This window comes from Streptomyces sp. GESEQ-35 (assembly GCF_017948485.1).
Taxonomy (GTDB): Bacteria; Actinomycetota; Actinomycetes; order Streptomycetales; family Streptomycetaceae; genus Streptomyces.
This window is the reverse complement of the sequence record NZ_JAFFSX010000025.1, coordinates 42,167-65,308: the sequence shown is the minus strand read 5'-3', so window position 1 is coordinate 65,308 and position 23,142 is coordinate 42,167. Positions and strand designations below refer to the sequence as shown.

Annotated in this window: 22 protein-coding genes and 1 pseudogene; 14 read left to right on the top strand and 9 right to left on the bottom strand. The window is 70.6% G+C overall.

Translation table 11 applies throughout. The annotated features are described in order from the left end of the window. Positions 1–13: 13 nt before the first annotated feature. Entirely contained in the window at positions 14–715 is a 702-nt protein-coding gene (locus KCH87_RS36345) for a FadR/GntR family transcriptional regulator (protein ID WP_210592124.1), read from the bottom strand. Between the two features lie 200 nt (positions 716–915). On the opposite strand from KCH87_RS36345, the gene KCH87_RS36340 reads away from it, so the two are divergent. The 8 genes from KCH87_RS36340 to KCH87_RS36305 are packed head-to-tail and all read left to right on the top strand — an operon-like array spanning position 916 to position 8,723. Beyond that, a complete protein-coding gene (locus tag KCH87_RS36340; protein WP_210592181.1) occupies positions 916–1,959 on the top strand; it encodes a sugar ABC transporter substrate-binding protein in 1,044 nt (347 codons plus the stop codon). Beyond that, positions 1,956–3,455, top strand: coding sequence for a sugar ABC transporter ATP-binding protein (locus KCH87_RS36335; protein WP_210592123.1), 1,500 nt, complete (start codon positions 1,956–1,958; stop codon positions 3,453–3,455). The genes KCH87_RS36340 and KCH87_RS36335 overlap by 4 nt, the downstream gene beginning before the upstream one ends. Then, positions 3,448–4,473 (top strand): ABC transporter permease, encoded by a 1,026-nt coding sequence (locus KCH87_RS36330; RefSeq protein WP_210592122.1) that lies wholly within the window; start codon positions 3,448–3,450, stop codon positions 4,471–4,473. The genes KCH87_RS36335 and KCH87_RS36330 overlap by 8 nt, the downstream gene beginning before the upstream one ends. 36 nt (positions 4,474–4,509) lie before the next feature. After that, positions 4,510–5,868 carry an L-fuconate dehydratase gene (locus KCH87_RS36325; protein ID WP_210592121.1) on the top strand — a complete coding sequence of 453 codons (1,359 nt, stop codon included), beginning with the start codon at positions 4,510–4,512 and terminating at the stop codon, positions 5,866–5,868. Beyond that, positions 5,865–6,620, top strand: a complete 756-nt coding sequence (locus tag KCH87_RS36320) for an SDR family NAD(P)-dependent oxidoreductase (RefSeq protein ID WP_210592120.1) — start codon at positions 5,865–5,867, stop codon at positions 6,618–6,620. Before KCH87_RS36325 ends, KCH87_RS36320 begins: the two co-directional genes overlap by 4 nt. Then, positions 6,617–7,585, top strand: coding sequence for an aldo/keto reductase (locus KCH87_RS36315; protein ID WP_210592119.1), 969 nt, complete (start codon positions 6,617–6,619; stop codon positions 7,583–7,585). The genes KCH87_RS36320 and KCH87_RS36315 overlap by 4 nt, the downstream gene beginning before the upstream one ends. Continuing rightward, a complete protein-coding gene (locus KCH87_RS36310; protein WP_210592118.1) occupies positions 7,582–7,896 on the top strand; it encodes an L-rhamnose mutarotase in 315 nt (104 codons plus the stop codon). The genes KCH87_RS36315 and KCH87_RS36310 overlap by 4 nt, the downstream gene beginning before the upstream one ends. Next, positions 7,893–8,723, top strand: a complete 831-nt coding sequence (locus KCH87_RS36305; protein WP_210592117.1) for an amidohydrolase — start codon at positions 7,893–7,895, stop codon at positions 8,721–8,723. Before KCH87_RS36310 ends, KCH87_RS36305 begins: the two co-directional genes overlap by 4 nt. Here the strand turns inward: KCH87_RS36305 and KCH87_RS36300 are convergent. Further along, a complete protein-coding gene (locus KCH87_RS36300) occupies positions 8,711–10,132 on the bottom strand; it encodes a lipase maturation factor family protein (RefSeq protein ID WP_210592116.1) in 1,422 nt (473 codons plus the stop codon). The two genes, KCH87_RS36305 and KCH87_RS36300, sit on opposite strands and share 13 nt — an antisense overlap. A 137-nt stretch (positions 10,133–10,269) precedes the next feature. Between KCH87_RS36300 and KCH87_RS36295 the strand changes: the two genes are divergently transcribed. From KCH87_RS36295 to KCH87_RS36285, 3 genes are all read left to right on the top strand, one after another. Next, on the top strand, positions 10,270–11,427 hold the full coding sequence (locus KCH87_RS36295; protein WP_210592115.1) for a DUF6777 domain-containing protein: 1,158 nt from the start codon (positions 10,270–10,272) through the stop codon (positions 11,425–11,427). A gap of 69 nt (positions 11,428–11,496) precedes the next feature. After that, positions 11,497–13,572, top strand: coding sequence for a SpoIIE family protein phosphatase (locus KCH87_RS36290; RefSeq protein ID WP_210592114.1), 2,076 nt, complete (start codon positions 11,497–11,499; stop codon positions 13,570–13,572). A 31-nt stretch (positions 13,573–13,603) separates the two neighbouring features. After that, positions 13,604–14,467: an Fpg/Nei family DNA glycosylase gene (locus KCH87_RS36285; RefSeq protein ID WP_210592113.1), complete on the top strand. Its 864-nt coding sequence runs from the start codon at positions 13,604–13,606 to the stop codon at positions 14,465–14,467. Positions 14,468–14,477: 10 nt separating this feature from the next. Here the strand turns inward: KCH87_RS36285 and KCH87_RS36280 are convergent, their stop codons facing one another. The 4 genes from KCH87_RS36280 to KCH87_RS36265 all read right to left on the bottom strand — a co-directional run bounded on the left by KCH87_RS36280 (position 14,478) and on the right by KCH87_RS36265 (position 17,647). Then, positions 14,478–15,275, bottom strand: coding sequence for a PP2C family protein-serine/threonine phosphatase (locus tag KCH87_RS36280; protein ID WP_374199079.1), 798 nt, complete (start codon positions 15,273–15,275; stop codon positions 14,478–14,480). Between the two features lie 373 nt (positions 15,276–15,648). After that, positions 15,649–16,299 (bottom strand): zf-HC2 domain-containing protein, encoded by a 651-nt coding sequence (locus KCH87_RS36275; protein ID WP_210592112.1) that lies wholly within the window; start codon positions 16,297–16,299, stop codon positions 15,649–15,651. Between the two features lie 151 nt (positions 16,300–16,450). Beyond that, positions 16,451–16,966, bottom strand: a complete 516-nt coding sequence (locus KCH87_RS36270) for a hypothetical protein (protein ID WP_210592111.1) — start codon at positions 16,964–16,966, stop codon at positions 16,451–16,453. 135 nt (positions 16,967–17,101) lie between these two features. Continuing rightward, entirely contained in the window at positions 17,102–17,647 is a 546-nt protein-coding gene (locus tag KCH87_RS36265) for a sigma-70 family RNA polymerase sigma factor (RefSeq protein ID WP_210592110.1), read from the bottom strand. A 211-nt stretch (positions 17,648–17,858) separates the two neighbouring features. On the opposite strand from KCH87_RS36265, the gene KCH87_RS36260 reads away from it, so the two are divergent. Beyond that, positions 17,859–19,016, top strand: a complete 1,158-nt coding sequence (locus tag KCH87_RS36260) for a CapA family protein (protein ID WP_210592109.1) — start codon at positions 17,859–17,861, stop codon at positions 19,014–19,016. 17 nt (positions 19,017–19,033) lie between these two features. On the opposite strand, the gene KCH87_RS36255 is transcribed toward KCH87_RS36260, so the two are convergent. Continuing rightward, positions 19,034–19,510, bottom strand: a complete 477-nt coding sequence (locus KCH87_RS36255; RefSeq protein WP_210592108.1) for a universal stress protein — start codon at positions 19,508–19,510, stop codon at positions 19,034–19,036. A 182-nt stretch (positions 19,511–19,692) separates the two neighbouring features. Here KCH87_RS36255 and KCH87_RS36250 point away from each other — a divergent pair, with 182 nt between their 5' ends. Beyond that, complete coding sequence (locus KCH87_RS36250; RefSeq protein WP_210592107.1) at positions 19,693–20,538, top strand: polysaccharide deacetylase family protein; 846 nt, start codon at positions 19,693–19,695, stop codon at positions 20,536–20,538. Between the two features lie 28 nt (positions 20,539–20,566). Here the strand turns inward: KCH87_RS36250 and KCH87_RS36245 are convergent, their stop codons facing one another. Continuing rightward, positions 20,567–21,229 (bottom strand): class F sortase, encoded by a 663-nt coding sequence (locus KCH87_RS36245; RefSeq protein WP_210592106.1) that lies wholly within the window; start codon positions 21,227–21,229, stop codon positions 20,567–20,569. Positions 21,230–21,794: 565 nt separating this feature from the next. On the opposite strand from KCH87_RS36245, the pseudogene KCH87_RS50535 reads away from it, so the two are divergent. Then, positions 21,795–22,318 (top strand): annotated as a pseudogene (locus KCH87_RS50535) (hypothetical protein). Between the two features lie 113 nt (positions 22,319–22,431). Here the strand turns inward: KCH87_RS50535 and KCH87_RS36235 are convergent. After that, positions 22,432–22,929 (bottom strand): hypothetical protein, encoded by a 498-nt coding sequence (locus KCH87_RS36235; protein ID WP_210592104.1) that lies wholly within the window; start codon positions 22,927–22,929, stop codon positions 22,432–22,434. Positions 22,930–23,142 lie beyond the last annotated feature (213 nt).

The following is a 23,142-nucleotide window of genomic DNA, read 5'->3' as shown; positions in this document are numbered from 1 at the left end:
AAGGGCTGTGGGCTCAGCCTGCGAGCTGGGCCCGCAGCCACTCCTCCACTTCCCCCACATGCGCGGCCGCCGCCGCCCGTGCCGCGTCCGGGTCGCGGGCGGCCAGGGCGCGGTGGATCGCGGCGTGTTCGCGGCGGGTGCGGGCGAAGGCGCCCTCTTCCTGGTAGCCGCGCCAGACGCGGGCGCGGAAGGTGCGGGAGGACAGGCCCTCCAGGATGGCGGCCATGGTGTCGTTGCCGGCGGCGACCGCGATCTCGCGGTGGAAGGCGAGGTCGTGGGCGAGGATCTCGTCGGGGTCGTCCGTGGCGTTCATCGCCGTCAGGTGTTTCTCCACCTCGGCGAGCTGGTCCGGGGTGATGCGCGCGGCGGCCAGCGCGGTAGCCGTGGACTCCAGGATGCGGCGCACCTCCAGCAGTTCGACCAGGCGCGGGCCGCGCGAGAGGTCGGCCACGACGCCGAAGGTCTCCAGCAGGTCACCGGCCTGGAGCTGGGTGACGTAGATACCGGAGCCGTGCCGGGCCTCCAGCACACCGAGGACGGTGAGCGCGCGGATCGCCTCGCGCATCGAGCTGCGGGAGATGCCCAGCTGCACCGCCAGATCGCGCTCGGTCGGCAACCGCTGGCCCGGCTCCAGCCGGCCCTCGCCGATCATCGCCTTGATCTGCTCGATGGCGCGCTGGGTCACCGTGCCCTTCTGCGGGGCGGTCTCGTCCACGCCACTCCTCCTGTCGCCGGTGCGCTCGCAGTCTAATCTCGATAGTGGTAGGACCACTATGGCCGGAAACCGCGAATATTTGCTGCGCGAGGGTGTTGTCAGGCCGAAGTGGTCTGATAAATATGCGGGCAACTGCTCGATCACGCTCGATGAGGAGCTGGCAGATGGCCGACGGATCTGTGCGGAACGGACGGTGGCGGATGTCCACCACAGCGGTGCGCCTGGCGGCGGTGGCCGCGTGCGGCGCCCTCGCGCTCACGGCATGCGGCAGCACCACGGACACCGGCTCCGCGAGTGCCGGAGCCGGCGGCACCGGCAAGGTCGGGGTGATCCTGCCCCTGCTGACCTCGCCGTTCTGGCAGTCGTACAACGACTACGTGCCGAAGATGGCGAAGTCCGAAGGGGTCGAGGCGCTGAAGACGGTCAACTCCAACAGTGACCCCTCTCAGCAGATCACCGATATCAACAACCAGCTCAACCAGGGTGTGAAGGGCCTCGTCGTGGCGCCGTTGGACAGCGCCGCCATCGAGGCCGGGCTCGACCAGGCCGAGCGCAAGGGCGTGCCCGTGGTCGCCGTGGACGTGGCGCCCGAGAAGGGCAAGGTCGCCATGGTCGTACGCGCCAACAACGTCGCGTACGGCGAGAAGGCCTGCGAATACCTCGGCAAGCAGATTCCGTCCGGCAAGGTCGTGCAGATCATGGGCGACCTCGCCTCGGTCAACGGCCGTGACCGCTCGGAGGCGTTCCGCGCCTGCATCAAGAAGAACTACCCGAAGTTGCAGGTCCTGGAGATACCGGCCAAGTGGGAGTCGGACACCGCGGCCTCCAAGCTCGACACGCTGCTGAACGCCAACCCGGACATCAAGGGCATCTACATGCAGGCGGGCGGCGTCTACCTCGCGCCCACGCTCCAGACCCTGAAGTCAAAGGGGATGCTGAAGAAGACGGGCCAGGCGGGCCACATCACGATCGTCTCCAACGACGGCATCCCGCAGGAGTACGACGCGATCCGCAAGGGCGAGATCGACGCCACCGTCTCCCAGCCCGCCGACCTGTACGCCAAGTACGGCATGTACTACATCAAGGCGGCGATGGAGGGGAAGACCTTCAAGCCCGGCCCGACGGACCACGACTCCGAGATCGTCAAGCTGCCCAGCGGCATCCTCGAGGACCAGCTGCCCGCGCCGCTGGTGACCAAGGACAACGTCGACGACCCCGAGCTGTGGGGCAACACGGTCGGATGAGCACACCACTTGTCGAGGCGCGTGGCATCACCAAGAGGTACGGCCCCACCACCGCCCTGTACGAAGGCCAACTCACCGTGCTACCCGGCGAGTCCCACGCCCTCGTCGGCCGCAACGGCGCCGGAAAGTCCACGCTGGTGAACATCCTCACCGGCCTCCAGCCCGCCGACGAGGGCACGGTCCGCTTCGACGGAGAGCCCGCGCCCCCGCTCGCCGACCGGGAGGCCTGGCGCCGCAAGGTGGCCTGCGTCTACCAGAAGGCCACCGTCGTCCCCGAGCTGACCGTCGCCGAGAACCTGTTCATCAACCGGCAGCCCCTCAACCGCGGCTTCATCAGCTGGCGCACCCTGAGGACCGAGGCCGCCGCGCTCCTGGCCACCTGGGACGTGCACGTCGACCCCGAGGCCCGCACCGCCGATCTCAAGGTCGAGGACCGCCAAATGGTGGAGATCGCCCGCGCGTTGAGCTTCGGGGCCCGGTTCATCGTCCTCGACGAACCCACCGCCCAGCTCGACAACCGTGAGATCGAGCGGCTCTTCACCCGCATGCGGGCCCTCCAGGACTCGGGCGTCACCTTCCTGTTCATCTCGCACCACCTCCAGGAGGTCTACGAGGTCTGCCAGACCGTCACCGTGCTCCGCGACGCCCGCTGGATCACCACCGCACCGGTCGCCGAACTCCCGCGTCAGGCACTGGTGGAGGCCATGGCGGGGGAGTCCATCGAGACCATCGCCGAACAGGCCGTGGACCCCGGGGACGTCGACCACGACGCCCCCGTCCTGCTCGAAGCCCGCGGGCTCACCTCCCCGTCGTACCAGGACATCGACCTCGTCGTCCGCAGCGGCGAGGTCGTCGGACTGGCCGGCATCAGCGGCAGCGGCAAGGTCGAACTCGCCGAGTCCTTCGCCGGGCTGTACACACCGACGAGCGGGACCGCCCAACTGGACGGGAAGAAGCTCCCGTTCGGCGATGTACAGGCCTCACTGAAGGCCGGCGTCGGCTGCGTCCCCCGCGACCGGCACGAGCAGGGGCTCGTCTCCGGCATGACCATCGGCGACAACGCCACGATGACCGTCCTGAACCGCCTGGGCCGTTACGGCTTTGTCGGCATCGACCGCAAACGCCGGGTCGCCACCGAGCTGATCGACCGCCTCGACATCCACACCGAGGGTCCCGACCAGCCCGTCTCCGACCTCTCCGGCGGCAACGCGCAGAAGGTCGTCATGGCCCGCGCCCTCGCCTCCGACCCCAAGCTCCTGGTCCTCATCAACCCGACCGCGGGCGTCGACGTGAAGTCCAAGGAGTCCCTGCTGGCCCGGATGGACAGCGCCCGCGAGGACGGCACCGCCGTGCTCGTCGTCTCCGACGAACTCGACGATCTGCGGCGCTGCGACCGCGTTCTCGTCCTCTTCCACGGCCGTGTCGTCGCCGAGCACCCGGCGGGCTGGCGCGACCGCGAGCTGATCGCCTCCATCGAAGGAGTGGACCATGGCTGACACCAAGGCCCCGGCGGTGAAGCAGTTGCGGGTGCCCGAGGTACGGGCGGCCCGCACCGTACTGCTGCGTCGCGCCCGCGAACTGGCCCTTGTACCAGCCCTGTTGCTGCTCATGGTGCTCGGCGCGGTGGTCAACGACTCGTTCCTCACCGAGCGCAACCTGATCTCCATCCTCGGCGCCTCGGCCGCGCTCGCGATGGTGGTGCTGGCGGAGTCGCTGGTGCTGATCACCGGCAAGTTCGATCTGTCCCTGGAGTCGGTGGTCGGTATCGCGCCCGCCGTCGGGGCGCTGCTCGTGCTGCCCGTCGCCCAGTCCGGCTGGGGCACCGAATTCCCGGCCGTGCTCTCGCTGTTGGCGATTCTCGTGGTGGGCGCGGCGATCGGCGCGTTCAACGGGATCCTGGTCGTGAAGTTCCGGCTGAACGCGTTCATCGTGACGCTCGCGATGCTGATCGTGCTGCGTGGTCTGCTGGTCGGCGCGACCAAGGGCAAGACGCTGTTCGGGATGCCCGACAGCTTCTACTCCCTGGCCACCACCACCTTCATCAACGTCCCGATGTCGGTGTGGCTGGCGGCCGTCTCCTTCGCGGTCGCCGGGTTCGTGCTGAAGTACCACCGCATCGGGCGGGCGCTGTACGCCATCGGCGGCAACACGGACGCGGCCCGGGCGGCCGGCATCCGCGTCGAGCGCGTGATGCTCGGCGTCTTCGTCGTCGCGGGAATGCTGGCCGCGGTCGGCGGGATCATGCAGACCGGCTATGTGGGGGCGATCAGCGCCAACCAGGGCAACAACATGATCTTCACCGTGTTCGCGGCGGCGGTCATCGGCGGCATCAGCCTCGACGGCGGCAAGGGCACCATGTTCGGCGCCCTGACCGGCGTACTGCTCCTGGGAGTCGTGCAGAACCTGCTCACCCTCGCCCAGGTGCCGTCCTTCTGGATCCAGGCCATCTACGGCGGAATCATCCTGGTCGCCCTCATGATCGCCCGCGTGACGACGGGCCGTGCCCAGGACTGACCCGCCTTGTCCCTGCCAGCGACCGAAAGGCTCTCTGTGTCCCCGACGCCCGTCCGCATCACCGCGGTCGACACCCATGACATCCGTTTCCCCACCTCGCGGGAGCTCGACGGCTCCGACGCGATGAATCCGGACCCCGACTACTCGGCGGCGTATGTCGTACTGCGCACCGATGCCGCCGACGGCGGTCCGGAGGGGCACGGTTTCACCTTCACCATCGGGCGGGGCAACGAGGTCCAGGTCGCCGCGATCCACGCACTGCGCCACCACGTGGTCGGACGGTCCGTCGACGAGCTGTGCGACGACCCCGGGTCCTTGTTCCGGGACCTGATCGGCGACAGCCAACTGCGCTGGCTCGGGCCCGAGAAGGGCGTAATGCACATGGCGATCGGCGCGGTGACCAACGCGGTGTGGGACCTGGCCGCCAAGCGGGCCGACAAGCCGCTCTGGCAACTGCTCGCCGACGCCGACCCGGAGTGGCTGGTCGGCCAGATCGACTTCCGCTACCTCACGGACGCGCTCACTCCCGAGGAGGCGCTGGCCCTCCTGCGCCGCGGCCGCGAAGGCGCCGAGGACCGCAGGGCCCGGCTCCTGGAGCGCGGCTACCCCGCCTACACCACGTCCGCCGGCTGGCTCGGCTACGACGACGACAAGCTCACCCGGCTCGCCGCCGAGGCGGTCGCCGACGGCTTCCGGCAGATCAAGCTGAAGGTCGGCGCCGATCTGGAGGACGACATCCGGCGTTGCCGGGTCGCCCGGTCCGTGGTCGGCCCGGACATCCGCATGGCGATCGACGCCAACCAGCGCTGGGACGTCGACGAGGCGATCCGCTGGACCAAGGCCCTCGCCGAGTTCGCCCCGTACTGGATCGAGGAGCCCACCAGTCCCGACGACGTCCTCGGCCACGCCGCGATCCGCCGGGCCGTGGCCCCGGTGAAGGTCGCCACCGGCGAGCACGTCCAGAACCGGGTCGTCTTCAAGCAGCTGCTCCAGGCCGGCGCGATCGACGTGGTCCAGATCGACGCGGCCCGGGTCGCCGGCGTCAACGAGAACCTGGCGATCCTGCTGCTCGCGGCCAAGTTCGGCGTGCCGGTCTGCCCGCACGCGGGCGGGGTCGGCCTGTGCGAACTCGTCCAGCACCTCTCGATGTTCGACTACGTCGCGGTCTCCGGCACGACCGACGACCGCGTCATCGAGTACGTCGACCATCTGCACGACCACTTCCTCGACCCGGTGGTGATCCGCGAGGGTCACTACACGGCACCCACCGCGCCGGGCTTCTCGGCCGCCATGCGGCCCGAGTCGATCGCGCGGTACACGTTTCCCGGCGGCGCCTTCTGGGCCGCCGACCTCCAGACGCAGAACGTCACGGACAAGAAGGGGCAGGCGGCATGAGCGACTTCGAGGGCCTCAAGGCGTTGGTGACGGGCGGCGCGTCAGGCATCGGCCGGGCCACCGCGGAACTGCTGGCCGAGCGCGGCGCCCAGGTCGCCGTCCTCGACCTGGACCCGTCCTCCGTGGAGAAGCCGCTGTTCGCCCACCGCGCCGATGTCACCGACGACGCCTCCGTCCGTGAGGCCGTCGCCGCCGCGGTCGCCGACCTCGGCGGACTCGACATCCTGATCAACAACGCGGGCATCGGCGCCCAGGGCACCGTCGAGGACAACGACGACGCCGAATGGCACCGCGTCCTGGACGTCAACGTCGTCGGCATGGTCCGCGCGGCCCGCGCCGCCCTCCCGCACCTGCGCAAGTCGTCGCATGCCGCGATCGTCAACACCTGCTCCATCGCCGCCACCGCCGGCCTTCCGCAACGCGCCCTGTACAGCGCGACCAAGGGCGCCGTGTACTCGCTCACCCTCGCGATGGCCGCCGACCACGTCCGCGAGGGCATCCGCGTCAACTGCGTCAACCCCGGCACCGTGGACACCCCGTGGGTCGGCCGCCTCCTCGACGCCGCCGACAGCCCGGCCGCCGAACGCGCGGCCCTGGAAGCTCGCCAGCCCACCGGGCGCCTGGTCACTGCGGCCGAAGTCGCGGGCGCCGTCGCCTACTTGGCGAGCCCCCTGTCCGGCGCCACCACCGGCACCGCACTGGCCGTCGACGGCGGCATGCAGGGCCTGCGACTGCGCCCGGCGGGCCGGTGAACACCCTCGGCAGGAGCGGCGTCGAGGTCACCGACCTCGCCCTCGGAGCCGCTCCCCTCGGCAACCTGTTCACCGAGGTCACGGACGAGCAGGCGTACGGAGCCGTGGCCGCCGCCTGGCAACAGGGCATCCGCTACTTCGACACCGCCCCGCACTACGGCCTCGGTCTGTCCGAGCGCCGCCTGGGCGCCGCCCTGCGCGAGCACCCGCGCGAGGCCTACACGATCTCCACGAAGGTCGGCCGCCGCCTGGACCCGTCCGACACCCCGGGCGACGACCTGGCGAACGGCTTCGCCGTGCCCGCCACCCACCACCGTGTGTGGGACTTCAGCGCCGACGGCATACGACGCACCCTGGACGCAAGCCTGGAACGGCTCGGCCTCGACCGCGTCGACGTCGTCTACCTCCACGACCCCGACGACCACGCCGAACAGGCCTTCCGCGAGGGCTACCCGGCGCTGGAGAAGCTGCGCGCCGAGGGCGTGGTCGGCGCGATCGGCGCGGGTATGAACCAGACCGAGATGCTCACCCGCTTCGTCCGTGACACGGACGTCGACGTGGTGCTGTGCGCCGGCCGGTACACCCTGCTCGACCAGAGCGCCCTGGCCGGTCTGCTGCCCGCCGCCCTGGCGCGCGGCACGTCCGTCGTCGTCGGCGGCGCCTTCAACTCCGGTCTGCTGGCGGATCCGAGGCCGGAGGCGACGTACAACTATGCCCAGGTCCCGGCGGAGTTGCTGGACCGCGCCCTGCGCATGAAGTCCGTCGCCGACCGCCACGGCATCACCCTGCGGGCCGCCGCGCTCGCCTACTGCGCCGCGCACCCGGCCGTCGTCAGCGTCCTCGTCGGTGCGCGGTCGGCGGCCGAAGTCCGGGACTGCGCCGAGCAGTTCGCGACGGAGGTGCCCGCGGCGTTCTGGCAGGAGCTGAGAGAGACCGGCCTGCTGACCGACGAGGAGCCGTCATGAGAGTCGCCCTGCACACCAAGGTCCGCGCGAACCGCATCGCGGACTACGAGGCCGCGCACCGCGATGTCCCGAAGGAGCTCACGGTCGCCATCCGTGCCGCCGGTGCCACCTCCTGGACGATCTGGCGCAGCGGTACCGACCTCTTCCACATCCTGGAGTGCGAGGACTACGCACGGCTCCTCGCCGAGCTGGACGAGCTGCCCGTCAACGTCGCCTGGCAGGCCCGTATGGCGGAGATCCTGGACGTGGTGCACGACTACTCCGACCAGGGGGCAGACGCGAGCCTGCCCGTCGTATGGGAGCTGCCATGACGGTCGACGCCCACCACCACGTCTGGGACCTCTCCGTACGCGACCAGGACTGGATCACCGGAGACGAACTCCGGCCGCTGAGGCGGAACTTCACCGTCGCCGACCTGGAACCCGAGGCGCGGGCCGCCGGAGTGGACCGGACCGTCCTCGTCCAGACGGTCACCGTGCCGGACGAGACCCCGGAGTTCCTCGCCCTCGCAGCCGAGCACGAGCTGATCGGCGCCGTGGTCGGCTGGACCGACCTCACAAGCCTGGCCGTCGCCGACGAGCTGGCCCGACTGCGCGAACTCCCCGGCGGCGGCTACTTGAAAGGCATCCGCCACCAGGTCCAGGGCGAACCCGACCCGGAGTGGCTGCTGCGGCCCGAGGTACGCCGTGGACTCGCCGCCGTCGCCGACGCGGGCCTCGTCTACGACCTCATTGTCCTGCCCCAGCAACTGCCCGCCTGCGCCAAGGCCGCAGCCGACCATCCGGGCCTCACCTTCGTCCTGGACCACCTGGGCAAACCACCCATCGCCTCCGGCGAACGGGAACCCTGGGCGAGCGCCGTCCGCACCCTCGCCGCGCTGCCCAACACGGTCTGCAAGCTCTCCGGCATGGTCACCGAGGCCGACCCCAGCTCCTGGACGGTCGACGGCCTCCGCCCGTACGCCGACACCGTCCTCGATGCTTTCGGTCCGGACCGTCTGATGTTCGGCTCGGACTGGCCGGTGTGCACGCTGGCGGCCACCTACGGTGAAGTGCTGGCGACGGCACGGCAGTTGACGGACGCAGCGGATCGCTCCCGGATCCTCGAAGGCACCGCCACCCGCGTCTACGACCTCTGAGTCATCCCCGCCAGCCGCGTCGGCGGCAGATACTCCCGCACATACGTCCGCTCCCAGCACGCGCCCGTCTCCCGCAGCTCACGCCAGGTGGTGTAGCGGTAGCGGAAGAGACGGGCGCGCACGAACCGCGGGGGCCCGTCGGGCGGGAAGGGAGAGCGGCGCAGCAGCTTCAGAGTGGCGGGGTCGTTCTCCAGCAGCCGTTCCACCAGGGCGCCGAACCAGGTTCCCGCGTAGGCGGGCGACAGCGCGGCGAACCACATCATCCAGTCGAGCCGCAGATGGTACGGCGCGAACTGGCGCGGCCAGTGCCGGGGATCACCCGGCTTGCCCTTGAACTCGTACTCCCGCCAGTCCGAGTCCTCGTGCGGTACCGGATCGGCCGTGCCCTCGACCACCACCTCGTACCGGATCCGGCTGACACTGCCGAACGCCCCGTACGTGTTGACCAGGTGGAGCGGGTCGAAGGAGCGGTTCATCACCTGGCGGCGGGAGATCATGTTGCGGACGGGGTGGTAGCTCAGGCCCACGAGCAGTGCGGCGACGGCGAGGACGACGACCTCGTACCAGAGCGGGGCGTCGGCGACGGAGGGCGGTGAGCCCGGGAACCGTACGGCCGACAGGGCCAGCACGATCGTGATCCAGTTCAGCCAGGAGAAGTTGCCCGACAGGACCAGCCACAGCTGGGTGACGATCATCAGTGCCGCGGCGGCCGTCGCGATGGGATGCGGGGTGAACAGCAGGACGGGCACGACGAGTTGGGTGAAGTGGTTGGCAGCCACCTCCGCCCGGTGCAGGGGCCGGGGGAGATGGTGGAAGAACCAGCTCAGCGGGCCCGGCATCGGCTGGGTCTCGTGGTGGTGGTCCAGGCACGTCAGGTTCCGCCAGCAGGCGTCACCACGCATCTTGATCAGACCCGCGCCGAACTCCACCCGGAACAGGATCCAGCGCAGCAGGAACAGGACCACGATCGGCGGGGCCACCTCGTCGTTGCCGAGGAAGACCGCGAGAAACCCGACCTCCAGAAGCAGCGACTCCCAGCCGAAGCCGTACCAGGTCTGGCCGACGTTGACGATCGACAGATACAGCACCCACGGCACCAGCCACAGCGCCATGCCGCCCCACAGCGGCAGCAGCGAGTCGAGCCCCGCCACCAGTGCCGCCGACACCGCGCAGCCCGCCCAGGCCGAGGCCGCGAAGAACCGGTCCGAGTAGTGCAGTTGGAACAGGCTCGGCGCCCGCCTGAAGGGCACCCGCGCGACGAACCGCGGGATCGGCAGCATGCCGCGCTCGCCCAGCAGCGCGCGGAACTGGAGCGCCGCCGTGAGGAACGCGACGAGGTACAGGGCGGCCAGAGCCCGCTGGAAGACCAGCCGGCTCAGCCAGTAGTCGGAAGCGGTGAACCAGTCCACAGCCCTGCTTTCCTGACTCCATTGTCGCGCCGGAAACCGATGTCACTCTCCGTGTATATCCTCTCCGCTTGCGTAACCCAAGTGAGCGAAGCAGACAATAGTGACGAACTGCGCCCGGGATGAAGCGGGAGGACGACGTGCGGCTACCCATCCGAACCGTCGTCATGGCCTGCGCGCTCTCGGCGACCCTCCTCGTAGCCGGCTGCGGCGACAGTGACGGCGACACGGACCGGGCCGCGCAGCCGCGCGGCGAGCTCTTCCTCCAGCCGGCCGCGGACAGGGGCCCGGATCCCTTCACGGACTCCACCGCGACCTCGACGGCCACCCCGCCGACGGTCACCCGACCGGCCCCGTCGACACCCACGGTGAACGCCTCCGCTCTGCGCGGAGTGCGGACCTTCTCCGGTGGGACGCCCGGTCTGTACGGCGGTCGGCAGCGGGACGGCAGCTGCGACATGAACCGGCAGATCGCCCTCCTCACCGCCGACCGGGCCAAGGCCGGTGCCTTCGCCCGGGTCACGGGTGTCGCCGAGGCCTCGGTCCCCGCCTACGTGCGCGGTCTGACCCCGGTCATGCTGCGGGCAGACACCCGGGTCACCAACCACGGCTACCGGAGCGGCCGGACGACCGGCTACCAGTCCGTGCTCCAGGCCGGTACGGCCGTCCTCGTCGACAACCGGGGCGTGCCGCGCGTCCGCTGCGCCTGCGGCAACCCGCTCCGGCCGCCGGTCGCGATGCGGGGCAACCCGGGCACCGACGGCCGCCCCTGGTCGGGCTATCGCCCCGCGCAGGTCGTCGTGGTCGCCCCCGCGCCCCGGATCATCACCAGCGTCACGATCATCAGCACCGTCAACCACACCTGGATCGAGCGACGTGTCGGCCATGACGTCCGCCACGACCGCGGCGTGCCCGCGCCGCGCCCGGTGACGCCGACGCCGACCCTCACGCCCAAGCCGACTCCGACCTCACCGCCGAGTGAGTCCAGCACGTCCCCCGGCGAGGAGAGCCGGTCCCCGAGCGGCCGCCCGAGCGCGCCCGTGCCGCCGGACGTCACCACCACCCCGCCGGAAAAGGAGTCCGGCTCCCCACCCGACTCCTCCTCCCCGGAGTCCCCGGAGTCCCCGGAGTCCCCGGAGTCCCCGGAGTCCCCGGAGTCCCCCGAGTCCCCGGACGAGGTCGGCCCCGGGGCCGTGCCGGACACCCCGGACGTGCCCGACGGCGGCGGACTGATCCCCGACGAGCCGGAGAGCACCGACATCATCCTCGGCAGCCCGACGGACGTCTTCGGCAGCTGACCCCCGGACCATTTTCTGGAGCGGTGCTTACCGGTCGAAGAATCTGTCGAATCCTGGCAAGGTGGGCCCATGGTTGATCGGGGAGCGAGCGCCCTGTCACTCCCGGACGACTGGCCCGCCCACCCGGACCCGATCCTGGCGCTCAACCGCATGGGCAGCTTCGACTGGGACCTGGACACCGGCCTGTTCCACATGGACGCCCAGGCCCACGAAGTCTTCGACCTGCGCCCCGACGAATACGACGGACACCCCGAGACCCTGGCCGTCCGGGTCCCGCGCCCGGAGGCCTACCGGCTCGACGGCCTCGTCTCCCAGGCCATGAAGGACGGCAGCGAGAACTACGGCGTCTACTTCCGTATCCGCCGCCGAGACGGCACCCTGCGCTGGACCCACACCCAGGGCTACATCCGCCGCGACGAGACGGGCCGGCCGCGCCGCATCATCGGCATCGTCCGGGACGCCACCCAGGAACTCGCCGAGATCGAGGCCCGCCGCGACCAGGCCGCACAGGACGAGGCCCACCGCCGGCAGACCAACGTCGTCCAGCTCACCACCGCCGCCCTCGCCCACGCCCGTACCGTCCAGGACGTCATCGACGCCCTCAAGGACACCCACGGCCTCATCCACCTCGGCGCCACCAGCCTGGTCATGGGCCTGGTCGAGGCCGGCCGCATCCGGCTGATCGCCGAGGGCCCCGCGGGCAGCTTCGTGCCCGGCACCGACGTCACCCGCATCGACGAGCCCTACCCCATGAGTGAGGTCGTCCGCACCCTCACCCCGAGGTTCATCGAGTCGCCCGAGGAGTTCGCCGAGGGCTATCCCGTGCTGTGGCCGCACATCACCGACCTGGACATCACCTCGGCCGCCTACCTGCCGCTCATCGCCCAGGCCAGGCCGATCGGCGCCGTCGGCCTGCTCTACAGCGACCGGCGCGGCTTCACACCCGACGAACGCAACGTGCTCGTCGCCCTCGGCTCCAGCATCGCGCAGAGCCTCCAGCGGGCCATGCTCTACGAACAGGAGAAGGACCTCGCCACCGGCCTCCAGCAGGCCATGCTGCCGCGCAGCATCCCCAGTGTGCCCGGCGCCGAGGTCGCCGTCCGCTACCGATCCGGCTCCCTGGGCCGGGACATCGGCGGCGACTGGTACGACCTGATACCGCTGCCGGGCGGCCGCGTCGGCGCCGTCATCGGCGACGTCCAGGGCCACGACACACACGCCGCCGCCGTCATGGGCCAGCTGCGCATCGTCCTGCGTGCCTACGCCGCCGAGGGCCACACGCCCGCCACCGTGATGGCCCGCGCCTCCGTCTTCCTGCACGAACTCGACACCGACCGCTTCGCGACCTGTCTGTACGCGGAGGCCGACCTGTCGACCGGAGTCCTCCAGGTGGTCCGGGCCGGGCACATCGACCCGCTGGTCCGGCAGGCCGACGGGACCTGCCGCCGGGTGGCCGTGGAGGGCGGGCTGCCGCTCGGGCTGTCCGCAGAGTTCGGCCGCCTCGAATATCCGGTCGGCACCATCGAGCTCGATCCCGGCCACACCCTGCTGCTGTGCACCGACGGCCTGGTGGAACAGCCCGGCGCCGACCTCGACGACGGCATGCAGACCCTGACAGCAATGATCAAGACCGGCCCGGACGACGTGTACGACCTCGCCGACCTGCTCATCGACGTGGCCGAGGAACGCGGCGGTGACGACGACGTGGCCCTGCTCCTGCTGCGCCGCCGCAGCATGGACGCCCCCAAGTCCGGCGGCCGGCTCCAGCAGCACGTCGCACCCGGCGACCCCGACGCCCTCAGCCAGGCCCGGCACATGATCCGCGCCGCCGTCCGCGCCTGGGGCGCCCGCGAGCGCGCCGACGAGATCGAACTCGTCGCCGACGAACTGATCACCAACGCCCTGATGCACACCGAAGGCTCCGCCGTCGTCACCCTGCGGGTGCTGACCAGCACCGACCGGCGGCTGCGCGTCGAGGTCGAGGACTCCTCCAGTGCCCTGCCACGCCGCCGCGACGCGGGGGAGTCGGGCGTCTCCGGGCGCGGACTGCTCCTCGTCGACCTGCTGACGGACGTGTGGGGCGTGGAGGCGCGGGGCGGCGGCAAATGTGTGTGGTGCGAGTTCGCGGTGCCGGAAGGGGACTGAGTCCGTCGGTCCCGGATGGCACTCTGGACGTATGCCGGAACTCCCCGAGGTGGAAGCGCTCAAGGACTTCCTGACCGAGAACCTGGTCGGCCACGAGATCGTCCGGGTGCTGCCCGTCGCCATCAGCGTCCTGAAGACGTACGACCCCCCGCTCACGGCCGTCGAGGGCCGCGCGGTCACCGCCGTGCAGCGGCACGGCAAGTTCCTCGACCTCGAGACCGACGGTGGCCCGCACTTCGTGACCCACCTCGCCCGGGCCGGCTGGCTGCACTGGAAGGACAGGCTTCCGGACGGCCCGCCCAAGCCCGGCAAGGGCCCTCTCGCGCTGCGCGTCGCCCTGGAGACCGGCGAGGGCTTCGACCTGACGGAGGCCGGCACCCAGAAACGGCTCGCCGTGTACGTCGTACACGATCCCCAGGAGGTCCCGGGTATCGCCCGCCTCGGGCCGGACCCGCTCGCCGACGACTTCGACGAGCCGCGCTTCGCGGCGCTGCTGGGGGAGGAGCGACGGCAGCTCAAGGGCGCCCTGCGCGACCAGAGCCTGATCGCCGGTGTGGGCAACGCCTACAGCGACGAGATCCTGCACGCGGCGAGGATGTCGCCCTTCAAACTGGCCGCGTCCCTGACCTCCGAGGAGACGTCCCGGCTGTACGAGGCGCTGCGCAGCACGCTCACCGAGGCCGTCGAGCGCTCCCGCGGTGTCGCCGCCGGACGCCTCAAGGCCGAGAAGAAGAGCGGCCTGCGCGTGCACGGCAGAACGGGCGAACCCTGTCCGGTGTGCGGCGACACCGTCCGCGAGGTCTCCTTCAGCGACTCCTCGCTCCAGTACTGCCCGACCTGCCAGACCGGCGGCAAACCCCTGGCCGACCGGAGGATGTCCCGGTTGCTGAAGTGAGGTGCCGAGGTCACCGCGTCGGCGGCCACCACTCGAACATCATGATCGTCGCGTCGTCCCGCAGCCGGCCGGGCTGTGCCTCCAGGATCGAGTGGATCAGCCGCCGCAGGGTCTCCGGTGCCAGCTCGCCCGCGGCGGTGGCCCGGATGATGTAGTCGGTGAACCGGGCGAGTCCGAACAGGCCACCGTCGCGGGTGCGTGCCTCGGTGACCCCGTCGGTGTACAGCAGGACCCGGTCGCCGGCCTGGAGGGAGATCTCGTGCGTCCGCCGCGTGCCCTCGGCGAGCAGGGAGGGCAGCCCCAGCGGCGGATCGGCCTCCCGCTCCATCGCGTCTGCGAGGAGCCGTCGGTCCCGGATGAGCAGCGGCGCCGGGTGCCCGCAGTTGGTCCACCGGAGCACGCCACTCGCCAGGTCAAGCTGGGCGAGGATGCCGGTGCAGAACTGGTCCGGCAGCCACTGGGCCAGCGCCCCGTCCACACTCGTGACCAGCTCCGGCAGATCGGCCCCGGTCCGCCGGGCGTTGCGGCAGGCGGCCAGCGACACCGCGGTGGTCAGCCCCGAGGCCAGGTCGTGCCCCATCGCGTCGAGGACCGCGGCATGCAGCGTGGTCTCGGTGAGGGAGTGGTCGAAGGCGTCCCCGCCGAGTTCGTAGGCGGGCTCCAGCACGGCTGTGGACACGACGTGCGCGGTGCCGATCGTGCGGGGCGGCAGGAAGGCGCGCAGCATCTCGGCGGGCAACTGCATCGGTTCGGTCCGGGTCCGCCGTACGAAGGAGTCCTTGTACGCCCGCTTCGATGTGATCATCATGGCCAGCAGGGCGGCGAGGGTCCTGCTGCGGCGCAGCGAGACCGGGGTCAGTGCCGGGCAGTGCGGAGGCGACGTCGGTCAGCGGGACGAGCTGGAGCTGCTGGAGGTCCGCGAGGTAGACCACGGCGTGCTGAAACCCCAGGGCCTTGGAGCAGCGGGCCACCGCGGTGGACAGGTCCAGGGCGGCGTTGTCCGGATCGGCGAGGAATTCCTCCAGCAGGCCGTCACCGGTCTCTGTCGTGGCCACCTCGTCTCCCCTCGTCGGACCGTGGACGCGGCAGGGCTCGTCGCCAGCAGTCTCACACCGGGGCCATCGCGGCGCCCGGTGGTCGGGGCGGGACGGATGACAGGGGTGCGGGGAGGGGGTGTCGCGCTATGTCGGTTCGAGTGTCACCAGATGCTCGCCGTCCGTCGTGCGGACCTCGTACCGGTCGATCTGGTCGGTGTGCATGGACGAGCTGCCGTGCATGGTGTTCTCGCGGGCGTCGTGGCGGGGCGTCATCCAGTTGGTGACCGTCTCCTCCGAGCCGTCACGGCCGAGGACGACCAGGCGGCAGGGGCGCGGCCCGGCCCCGTCCTTGACCTTCAGCTCGATCTGGCTGCCCGAGGCCGCGTTCGCGACCGTGACCTGCGCCCATACGCCCGACCGCTCGTCGGTCGAGGCGATGCTGACCTTGCTGTCGCCGCCGCCCGCCGTGATCGCGACTGCGGGCGCCGCCACCGCGATCGCCACGGAGGCCGCCACGGCGTACAGCACCCGCCTGCGCCCGACCCGTCGCCGTGCCGTCACCTCGCCGAGCAGCCGGTCCAGCAGCCGGGGGCCGGGCTGGGTCAGGGGGTTGACGAAACGCGGTGTGGCTCGCCGGTACAACATCAACTGCCGGGTCGCCGGCCCGAACTCGGTCACGTGTGCCGCGCAACTGGGGCACTCCATGAGGTGGTCCTCGAAGCGGAAGGCGTCCGCCTCGTCCAGCACGCCGAGCGCGTACGCGGCGACGTCGCGATGCCTTTCCAGGGACCTCATGCCGAATCCTCGTGCCGTTGGGTGCGGGTGGGGTTACTCCTTGCTCCCACCGGTACGCACCAGGCCGCCGAATCACTCAAGGCGCTTACCGAATCGTGAACCTTGGGATTCGGAGCGGCCCGGGCCGAGGATTGGTCGGATCCCCGCCAATCTAAAAAAGATGGATGGCGAGATGTCCCAGCGGCAGCCCCAGCTGCCAGGCCGGCGTCCACACCTTCGGTCCTTCGTCCTCGCCGACCACAGCACCACCACCGGGCACCGCGTTCAGGTCGGGCGCGAGGAGTTCGGTTTCTTCCAGCCAGCGCCAGGCCGCCTCGGCCAGCTCCAGGTCGGGCGCGGGGTCCCCGGACGCGATCGCCTCGGCGGCGAGTTTCGCCATACGCTCGCAGACCCAGTCCTGCCACGGCTGGTCGTATGCCGTCAGCGAAAGCCAGGTCTCCAGCTGGGAGACCACCCGGATGCCGGAGAGCTCGCCGTCGGTGTCGGAAAGGAAGATGGTCAGCGCCAGTGCGTCCCGTCCGGCGCGGAACTCGAAGGACGTCGGCGGCATCAGGTCGCCGGTCCGCAGCAGTTCGTCGGCGATGTACTCGGCGTACAACCACGCCATGGGGACGGTCAGTTCACCGCCGCCGGTGCCGTCCGTGCTCTCTTGACCTCTGTGCAGCATCCCTTCCTGCCTTCCTCCGGTGCGTGCGCGTCGCCCGACCCCGGGCCCCAGTCGGGAACACGGATGAAGACAGCAGATTGCTCAACAGGGGTCTTCAGCAAGGCGCTTTACGGAGGCTTGACTCATCCATTGGTTTCACCGCAGGTCGGCCGCGTATCCCGGAAGCACCCTGCGCAGGGCGCGCAGCGCGTAGTACGCGCGGGACTTCACCGTACCGGGAGGAATTCCGAGCGCCGCCGCGGCCTCCGCCACACTCGCACCGTGGAAGTACACGAGCACCAGGACTTCACGGTGCTCGGGAGTGAGTGTCTTCACAGCCTCGCGCACATCCAGTGCCGCGGCCGCCCGCTCGGCGTGGTCGGCGATCACGCGTGCGTTCTCCAGAACCGCGTCCCCGACCTCGGCGGGTCGCGCCTGCCGGGCCCGCCGCGCGTCGATGGCGAGCCGTCGCCCCACGGTCAGCAGCCACGGCCGTACTGACTCGAAGTCATCCGCGCGCAGCGCCTCGGGATGCTGCCAGGCGCGTACGAGCGTCTCCTGCACGAGGTCCTCGGCGCGCTGCCGGTCACCGTCGCAGAGCCGGAGGAGCAGCGCGAAGAGGGGCCGGCCGTGCTCCCGCTGAAGTGCGGCGAGCTCGTGCTCGGCGGTCGTCCCGTTCGTGAGCGTGGTTCCGGCCGTCATGGCCGTATGGCATCGCAGGGTGTCCATGGGGGACAGGGACCCGACCAGGATCTGCGGCGGACGGTCGATCGCGTCGACGAACGGTTCGGTGAACGGTCCCTTCCGCTGCCCGTGACTGCCGGACGGGCTAATGAAACCAGTCGGGTTGTTTGCGGAAGCGTGCAGACTCGTACTTATTTGTCTGTAAATATGATCGCAACGGGGTGAGGCGATGATCGCACGCAAACAGCAGGTTGCCCTGGCCCTCACGGCCGTTCTCGCCGCGGGTGCCGCATGCCAGGCCGAGGCCAACGACCCTGCAGACACGACAGGGCGTCCGGCCCCCTCCGCCGCCGGGACCGGCGGCTTCACGCTCGTCGCATCCGGCGACGTCCTCCCGCACAGCTCGGTCATCGACCGGGCACGCTTCGACGCGGGCGGCGCCGGCTACGACTTCCGCCCGATGTTCGCCGGGATCGAACCCGTCGTCTCCCGTGCCGATCTGGCGCTGTGTCACATGGAGACGGTGTATGGAGAGAACGGCGACTACACCGGCTACCCCACCTTCAAGTCCCCTCCCGAGGTTGCCGCCGGCCTCGCCGTCACCGGCTACGACGGCTGCTCCACCGCCTCCAACCACAGCCTGGACGACGGCGCCGAAGGTGTCCGCCGCACTCTGGACGCCCTCGACCGCGCGGGCGTACGGCACGCCGGATCGGCGCGCAGCGAGGCCGAGGCGCGCACCGCCACCCTCCTGCTCGCGGGGGAGGCGAAGGTCGCCCACCTCGCCTACACGTACGACACGAACGGCTCCCCGCTGCCGCCGGAGCAGCCCTGGGCCGTCAGCCTGATCGACGAGAACAAGATCCTCGCGGACGCCCGCGCGGCCCGGCAGGCCGGTGCCGATGTGGTCGTCGTGTCCATGCACTGGGGCACGGAGTGGCAGGACGTGCCCGACCGGCGGCAACTGGACCTGGCCCGGAAGCTCACCGCCGCCCGCACCGGGGACCGCCCGGCCATCGATCTGATCCTCGGCACCCATGCCCATGTCCCGCAGGCGTACGAGAAGGTCAACGGCACCTGGGTGATCTACGGAATGGGCGATCAGATCGCCGGCCCGATGTTCAACCAGCAGGGTGTGCAGGACCCGCGCGGCAACCAGTCCAGCCTCGGCCGCTTCACCTTCGCGCCGCCCGCCCGGCCCGGCGGCCGCTGGAAGGTGACGAAGGCCGAGTTCGTCCCGCAGCTGTTCGACATCGACGCCGGCCGGGCGGTGAACCTCAACAAGGCGTTGGCGCAGGGCGCCGACGTGCGGGGCGTACGCGACCGGATCCGGGACGTGGTGCTCAGCCGGGGCGCGGCGAGCGATGGGCTGGTGATGGGGGAGTAGGCGCCCTGGGCCGGCGGCTACGGCACCACCGTCACCGGCCACCGCCCCGCCTTGACCAGGCGGATCGCGACGGATCCGATGATCCGGTGGCCGGCCTGCTCGGAGGCGCCCACCACCACGGCGTCCGCCTTGAGTTCGTCGGCCGCCTTGACCATGCCGTTGAAGGGGTCGCCGCGGAACGTGTGGAACTCCCAGCGCACGTGGAATATCCCCTTCATGCGCTCCGTCGCGTCCCGGATCTCCGCGACGAGGTCCTCGGCGATCGAGTCCGTCGTCTCCGCGACCGGCGCCCCGAGCGCCGCGCCCGCGGACATCACGGGCTGCACGTACACGATCGCGAGGAGTGCGTGCTGGCGCCGGGCCAGCCCACCGGCGTAGGACGCGGCCCGCCACGAGGAGTCGGAGCCGTCCACGCCGACCACGATGACCTTCGGCCCGTCCGTGCCCCGCTCGAACCCCTGCGAGTTTGAGTGCGAGTGCTGCTGTTCCGTCACGCCCGTGAGGCTATCGGAAACCGCTGGTCCCGCAGCCGTGGGCGTAGCTCTTCAGCGATCCGCTCACCGATGGGACACCCACCGTTTCCCTGACGGTCCGTCATACGCCGCCCGGGTGGAATCATGCCGCCGCTGAGGTGCCGACGTGGTGCGCCGGGGCCCGGAACGGCGACTGATCAGTCATGAAGAAGGATCAGTTGCTCACCCGGCGCCGGGCGTTGGCCGTCGGCGCCGCCGCTGCCGGGGCGGCCGGCACCGCCGGTCTGCTCGCCGTGCGCGCGGGCGACCAGCCGGTCCGGCCCGCCGCCGGCTCCGCGGGCGCTGCGGGTCCGCAGGCGCGCCGCCCCCTCAAGCCCTCCGCCCACCGTCTTCAGCCGCTGACCGGCCTCGGTCCGCCGCAGGCCGCCTCCAGGCGGCTCCTCGTACGGCGCGAGCCCTTCCTGCGGGTCTCCGGCCGCGGTCGCACCATGGTGCTGACTTTCGACGACGGCCCGGACCCCCGCTACACCCCGGAGATCCTGGACGCGCTGTGGGAGTACGACGTCCGCGCGATGTTCTTCGTGTGCGGCGAGATGGTCACCGAGAACACGGACCTGGTGGAGCGCATGGCCGACGAAGGTCATGTCGTCGGCAACCACACCTGGTCCCACCCCCTGCTCACCCAGCTCACCAGGAAGCAGATCCGCTCCGAGATGGAACGTACCTGCAAGATCATCGAGGAGGGGTGCGGCGAGTGGCCCCGCTGGTTCCGCGCGCCCTACGGGGCCTGGAACCGCGCGGCCTTCCAGCTCGGCGCCGAGCTGGGCATGGAGCCGCTGGCCTGGACGATCGACACCCTCGACTGGACCGAGCCGGGCTCCCGCAGCATCGTCGACCGGGTCGAGAACGGCGCCGCCCCCGGCGTCGTGGTGCTCTCGCACGATGCCGGGGGCGACCGCTCGCAGAGTGTCCGGGCGCTGCGCGACTATCTGCCGCAACTGCTGGACGACGGCTACCACATCACCGTCCCGCGGCGGCGGCGCGTCTGACGGGCCGCGCCCGCCCGGCCGGGACCGCTCAGCGGACCTCGACCAGGCGGGCGAAGACGACGACGTTCCCGTCGTAGCCGTTCTGCTTGGAGAAACCGCCCCCGCAGGTGATGACCCGCAATTCGGGGCTGCCCTTGGAAGCGTAGACACGGTCGCCGGGGAAGTTGTTCTTCTCGAAGACCTCGATGCCGTAGATCTCGAATACGGCCGTTTTTCCGTCCTTGCGCGCGACCTCGACGCGGTATCCCTTCTTGAGGGCCCCGAGTCCGTAGAACACGGCGGGGCCCTGACTGTTGTCGACATGCCCGACGACCACGGCCGTGCCCTTTTCGCCCGGGGAGACGGCGCCGGTGAACCAGCCGGCCAGATTCGGGTCCTCGGGCGGCGGCGCGTCGACCCAGCCGGCGGCGTCCAGGCCGACCGCCATGACGGGTGCGTCGACCTGGATCGCCGGGATCCTGACCCGGTCCGGCATGGCGTACGGCAGCGCATTCGGGGCCTGAAGGAAGGCACCCTGGGGTGCGCGGCTCTCCGCGGCCGCCGCCGTCGCGGGCTGCGGGGGCCCCACGTCGAACTCCCCCGAACCATTCCGAATGAGCGCGAGGCCGGTCAGCAGAACAAGCGCTATCACGCCCCAAGGAGCGCGCTTCTTCCGCTGCTCCTCCTCTTCGGCCAGCTCGTACCCAGACATTCGACTTCCCCTCTCGACGCGGCCGTCGCCACGTCAATAGCGCATAGGAGAACGCTAAGTCCCGCGGACTCGGCCAGCGACGGGGCAGATGCGAATGGGTGGCCCGCACGCCCATGTCGTGCGCCATCCGAGTCGCCGTGAACAGGAATTTTCTGACGGTCCGTGACCTGCGACAATATCCGATTGTGTGGTTTTCCTTCGGCGTGTCTTCTCACCAGGACGGACCATTCTCGAAATGCGGGCACGTGCACAGCAACTGAGGGTCTATCTGGGAGGCGCTTTCTCGCCGATCGACCGGGGACGGGTCCCGGGGCGTCTTCCGCGGAGGATCACATGCGTACTACTCGTGCCCTGGCGGCCTCGGTCGCCGCGGTCGCCGTCCTCGGGCTCGCCGCTCCCACGGCCATCGCCTGGGACGGCATGAACGACCCCAGCGGCGGCGACAGCAGCGGCGGGTTCGGCGGCAATGGTGGCGATCTTGGCGGTGGCTTCGGCGGAGACGGCCGCGATCCCGGCAATGGCTTCGGCGGAGACGGACGCGATCACGGCGGTGGGTTCGGCGGGAATGGCGGTGGCTTCGGCGGCAACGGCGGTGGCTTCGGCGGGAATGGCGGTGGGTTCGGCGGCAATGGCGGCGGCCACGGCGGCCACGGCGGCCACGGTGGTCACGGTGGTAATGGCCGCTTCTTCCCGAGCAATATCGTCGCGCTGCCCAGCGTCATCCCCCGAGGCGGTCACCTGACGGTCACGGTCGATGGCTGCCCCAATGGCGGCACCATGACGTCCCGTGCCTTCCCGAGAGCGAGGCTCGTACCGATCAGAGGCGCCAACGACACGTCGAGGGGTTCCGCGACCATCGACAGCAATGCGCGTCCCGGCTCGTACGACATCACCGTCAACTGCTCCGGCTCCACCCTCACCAGGCCGAACGCCTTCACCGTCATCGGCGGTGTGCGCGGCGGTATCGGCGGCAGCAGCTCCATCGGAGCGACGCCGACCGACATGGTCATCGGCGGCGGGCTGGTGGCCGCGGCCGTCATCGGCGGCGGGGTGTTCTGGATGCGCCGCCGGTCAGAGAAGCAGATCTGAACCGCCGTAAGGAGATCTGACCCAATCTCCCCGGCGTTCCGATCGCACCCGCAGGCCTTCGCCCCGGTCCCTTCTCGGGATCCGGGGCGAAGGCCTGTGCGGGTGGGATGCGGTCAGGCGCCGTCCTCGCCCGTGCGACGTCGTGAGAAGTGGTACGCCGCTCCGACCGAGCCCGCGATGAGCGCGAGGCCCAGCCCGATCTCCTGGAGGTCGAACCCGGCGACACTGCCGCCCTCACCGGCGTGCACGCCCCGCGGCGGGTGGCTCGGGCGGCCACCGGCGATGGTGAGGTCCACTTCCTGCCAGAAGGTGCCGCAGCTGAACTTCACCGAGTACACGGCGCCCTCTTTCGCGTCCCAGTCGACCGCGGCCGTTGCCGACGTCTGGCCTCTTCGGATCGTCACCGTGTCGAAGACCCCCGAGGACACGTACACGTCCTGGTCGCAGCCGATGACGCGCAGGCTCACCTGCCCGCCGGCCGCGATGCTCGTCGGTGCCACGCTGGCCCGGAAGCCGGTGTACTCGTCACCGCGGGCGTGGGCTGCGGGAGCGGCCAGAGCCAGGGCGGTGGCGCCCAGCAATGCGGCCGAAGCGACGCGTATCGCGTGCATGGTGGAACCTCCGGTCCCCGAGGAGCAGCTGCGGACCTTTTCCGCTTGCGCCGGAAATGCACCTCGACGATCGAAACGCTAGGAAGGTGTATGCGGCGGCGCGATCGCTGTCGCGCGAATGGGGTAATCGTGTGGGCCGCACAGGGGACGGCGTTCCTGCGGTCGGGGGACAGCCGCGGCGTGGCGACCGCCCCCCGAGGGGCTGCCGGGTGG

What these genes read in the sequence shown, in the direction of transcription:
- KCH87_RS36270 (WP_210592111.1), bottom strand. Translation starts at nt 16,966, where the DNA reads ATGCTGCACAGAGGTCAAGAGAGCACGGACGGCACCGGCGGCGGTGAA.
- KCH87_RS36340 (WP_210592181.1), top strand. Translation starts at nt 916, where the DNA reads ATGTCCACCACAGCGGTGCGCCTGGCGGCGGTGGCCGCGTGCGGCGCC.
- KCH87_RS36335 (WP_210592123.1), top strand. Translation starts at nt 1,956, where the DNA reads ATGAGCACACCACTTGTCGAGGCGCGTGGCATCACCAAGAGGTACGGC.
- KCH87_RS36235 (WP_210592104.1), bottom strand. Translation starts at nt 22,929, where the DNA reads ATGCACGCGATACGCGTCGCTTCGGCCGCATTGCTGGGCGCCACCGCC.
- KCH87_RS36330 (WP_210592122.1), top strand. Translation starts at nt 3,448, where the DNA reads ATGGCTGACACCAAGGCCCCGGCGGTGAAGCAGTTGCGGGTGCCCGAG.
- KCH87_RS36265 (WP_210592110.1), bottom strand. Translation starts at nt 17,647, where the DNA reads ATGACGGCCGGAACCACGCTCACGAACGGGACGACCGCCGAGCACGAG.
- KCH87_RS36275 (WP_210592112.1), bottom strand. Translation starts at nt 16,299, where the DNA reads ATGAGGTCCCTGGAAAGGCATCGCGACGTCGCCGCGTACGCGCTCGGC.
- KCH87_RS36250 (WP_210592107.1), top strand. Translation starts at nt 19,693, where the DNA reads ATGAAGAAGGATCAGTTGCTCACCCGGCGCCGGGCGTTGGCCGTCGGC.
- KCH87_RS36280 (WP_374199079.1), bottom strand. Translation starts at nt 15,275, where the DNA reads ATGATGATCACATCGAAGCGGGCGTACAAGGACTCCTTCGTACGGCGG.
- KCH87_RS36260 (WP_210592109.1), top strand. Translation starts at nt 17,859, where the DNA reads ATGATCGCACGCAAACAGCAGGTTGCCCTGGCCCTCACGGCCGTTCTC.
- KCH87_RS36285 (WP_210592113.1), top strand. Translation starts at nt 13,604, where the DNA reads ATGCCGGAACTCCCCGAGGTGGAAGCGCTCAAGGACTTCCTGACCGAG.
- KCH87_RS36305 (WP_210592117.1), top strand. Translation starts at nt 7,893, where the DNA reads ATGACGGTCGACGCCCACCACCACGTCTGGGACCTCTCCGTACGCGAC.
- KCH87_RS36290 (WP_210592114.1), top strand. Translation starts at nt 11,497, where the DNA reads ATGGTTGATCGGGGAGCGAGCGCCCTGTCACTCCCGGACGACTGGCCC.
- KCH87_RS36245 (WP_210592106.1), bottom strand. Translation starts at nt 21,229, where the DNA reads ATGTCTGGGTACGAGCTGGCCGAAGAGGAGGAGCAGCGGAAGAAGCGC.
- KCH87_RS36320 (WP_210592120.1), top strand. Translation starts at nt 5,865, where the DNA reads ATGAGCGACTTCGAGGGCCTCAAGGCGTTGGTGACGGGCGGCGCGTCA.
- KCH87_RS36310 (WP_210592118.1), top strand. Translation starts at nt 7,582, where the DNA reads ATGAGAGTCGCCCTGCACACCAAGGTCCGCGCGAACCGCATCGCGGAC.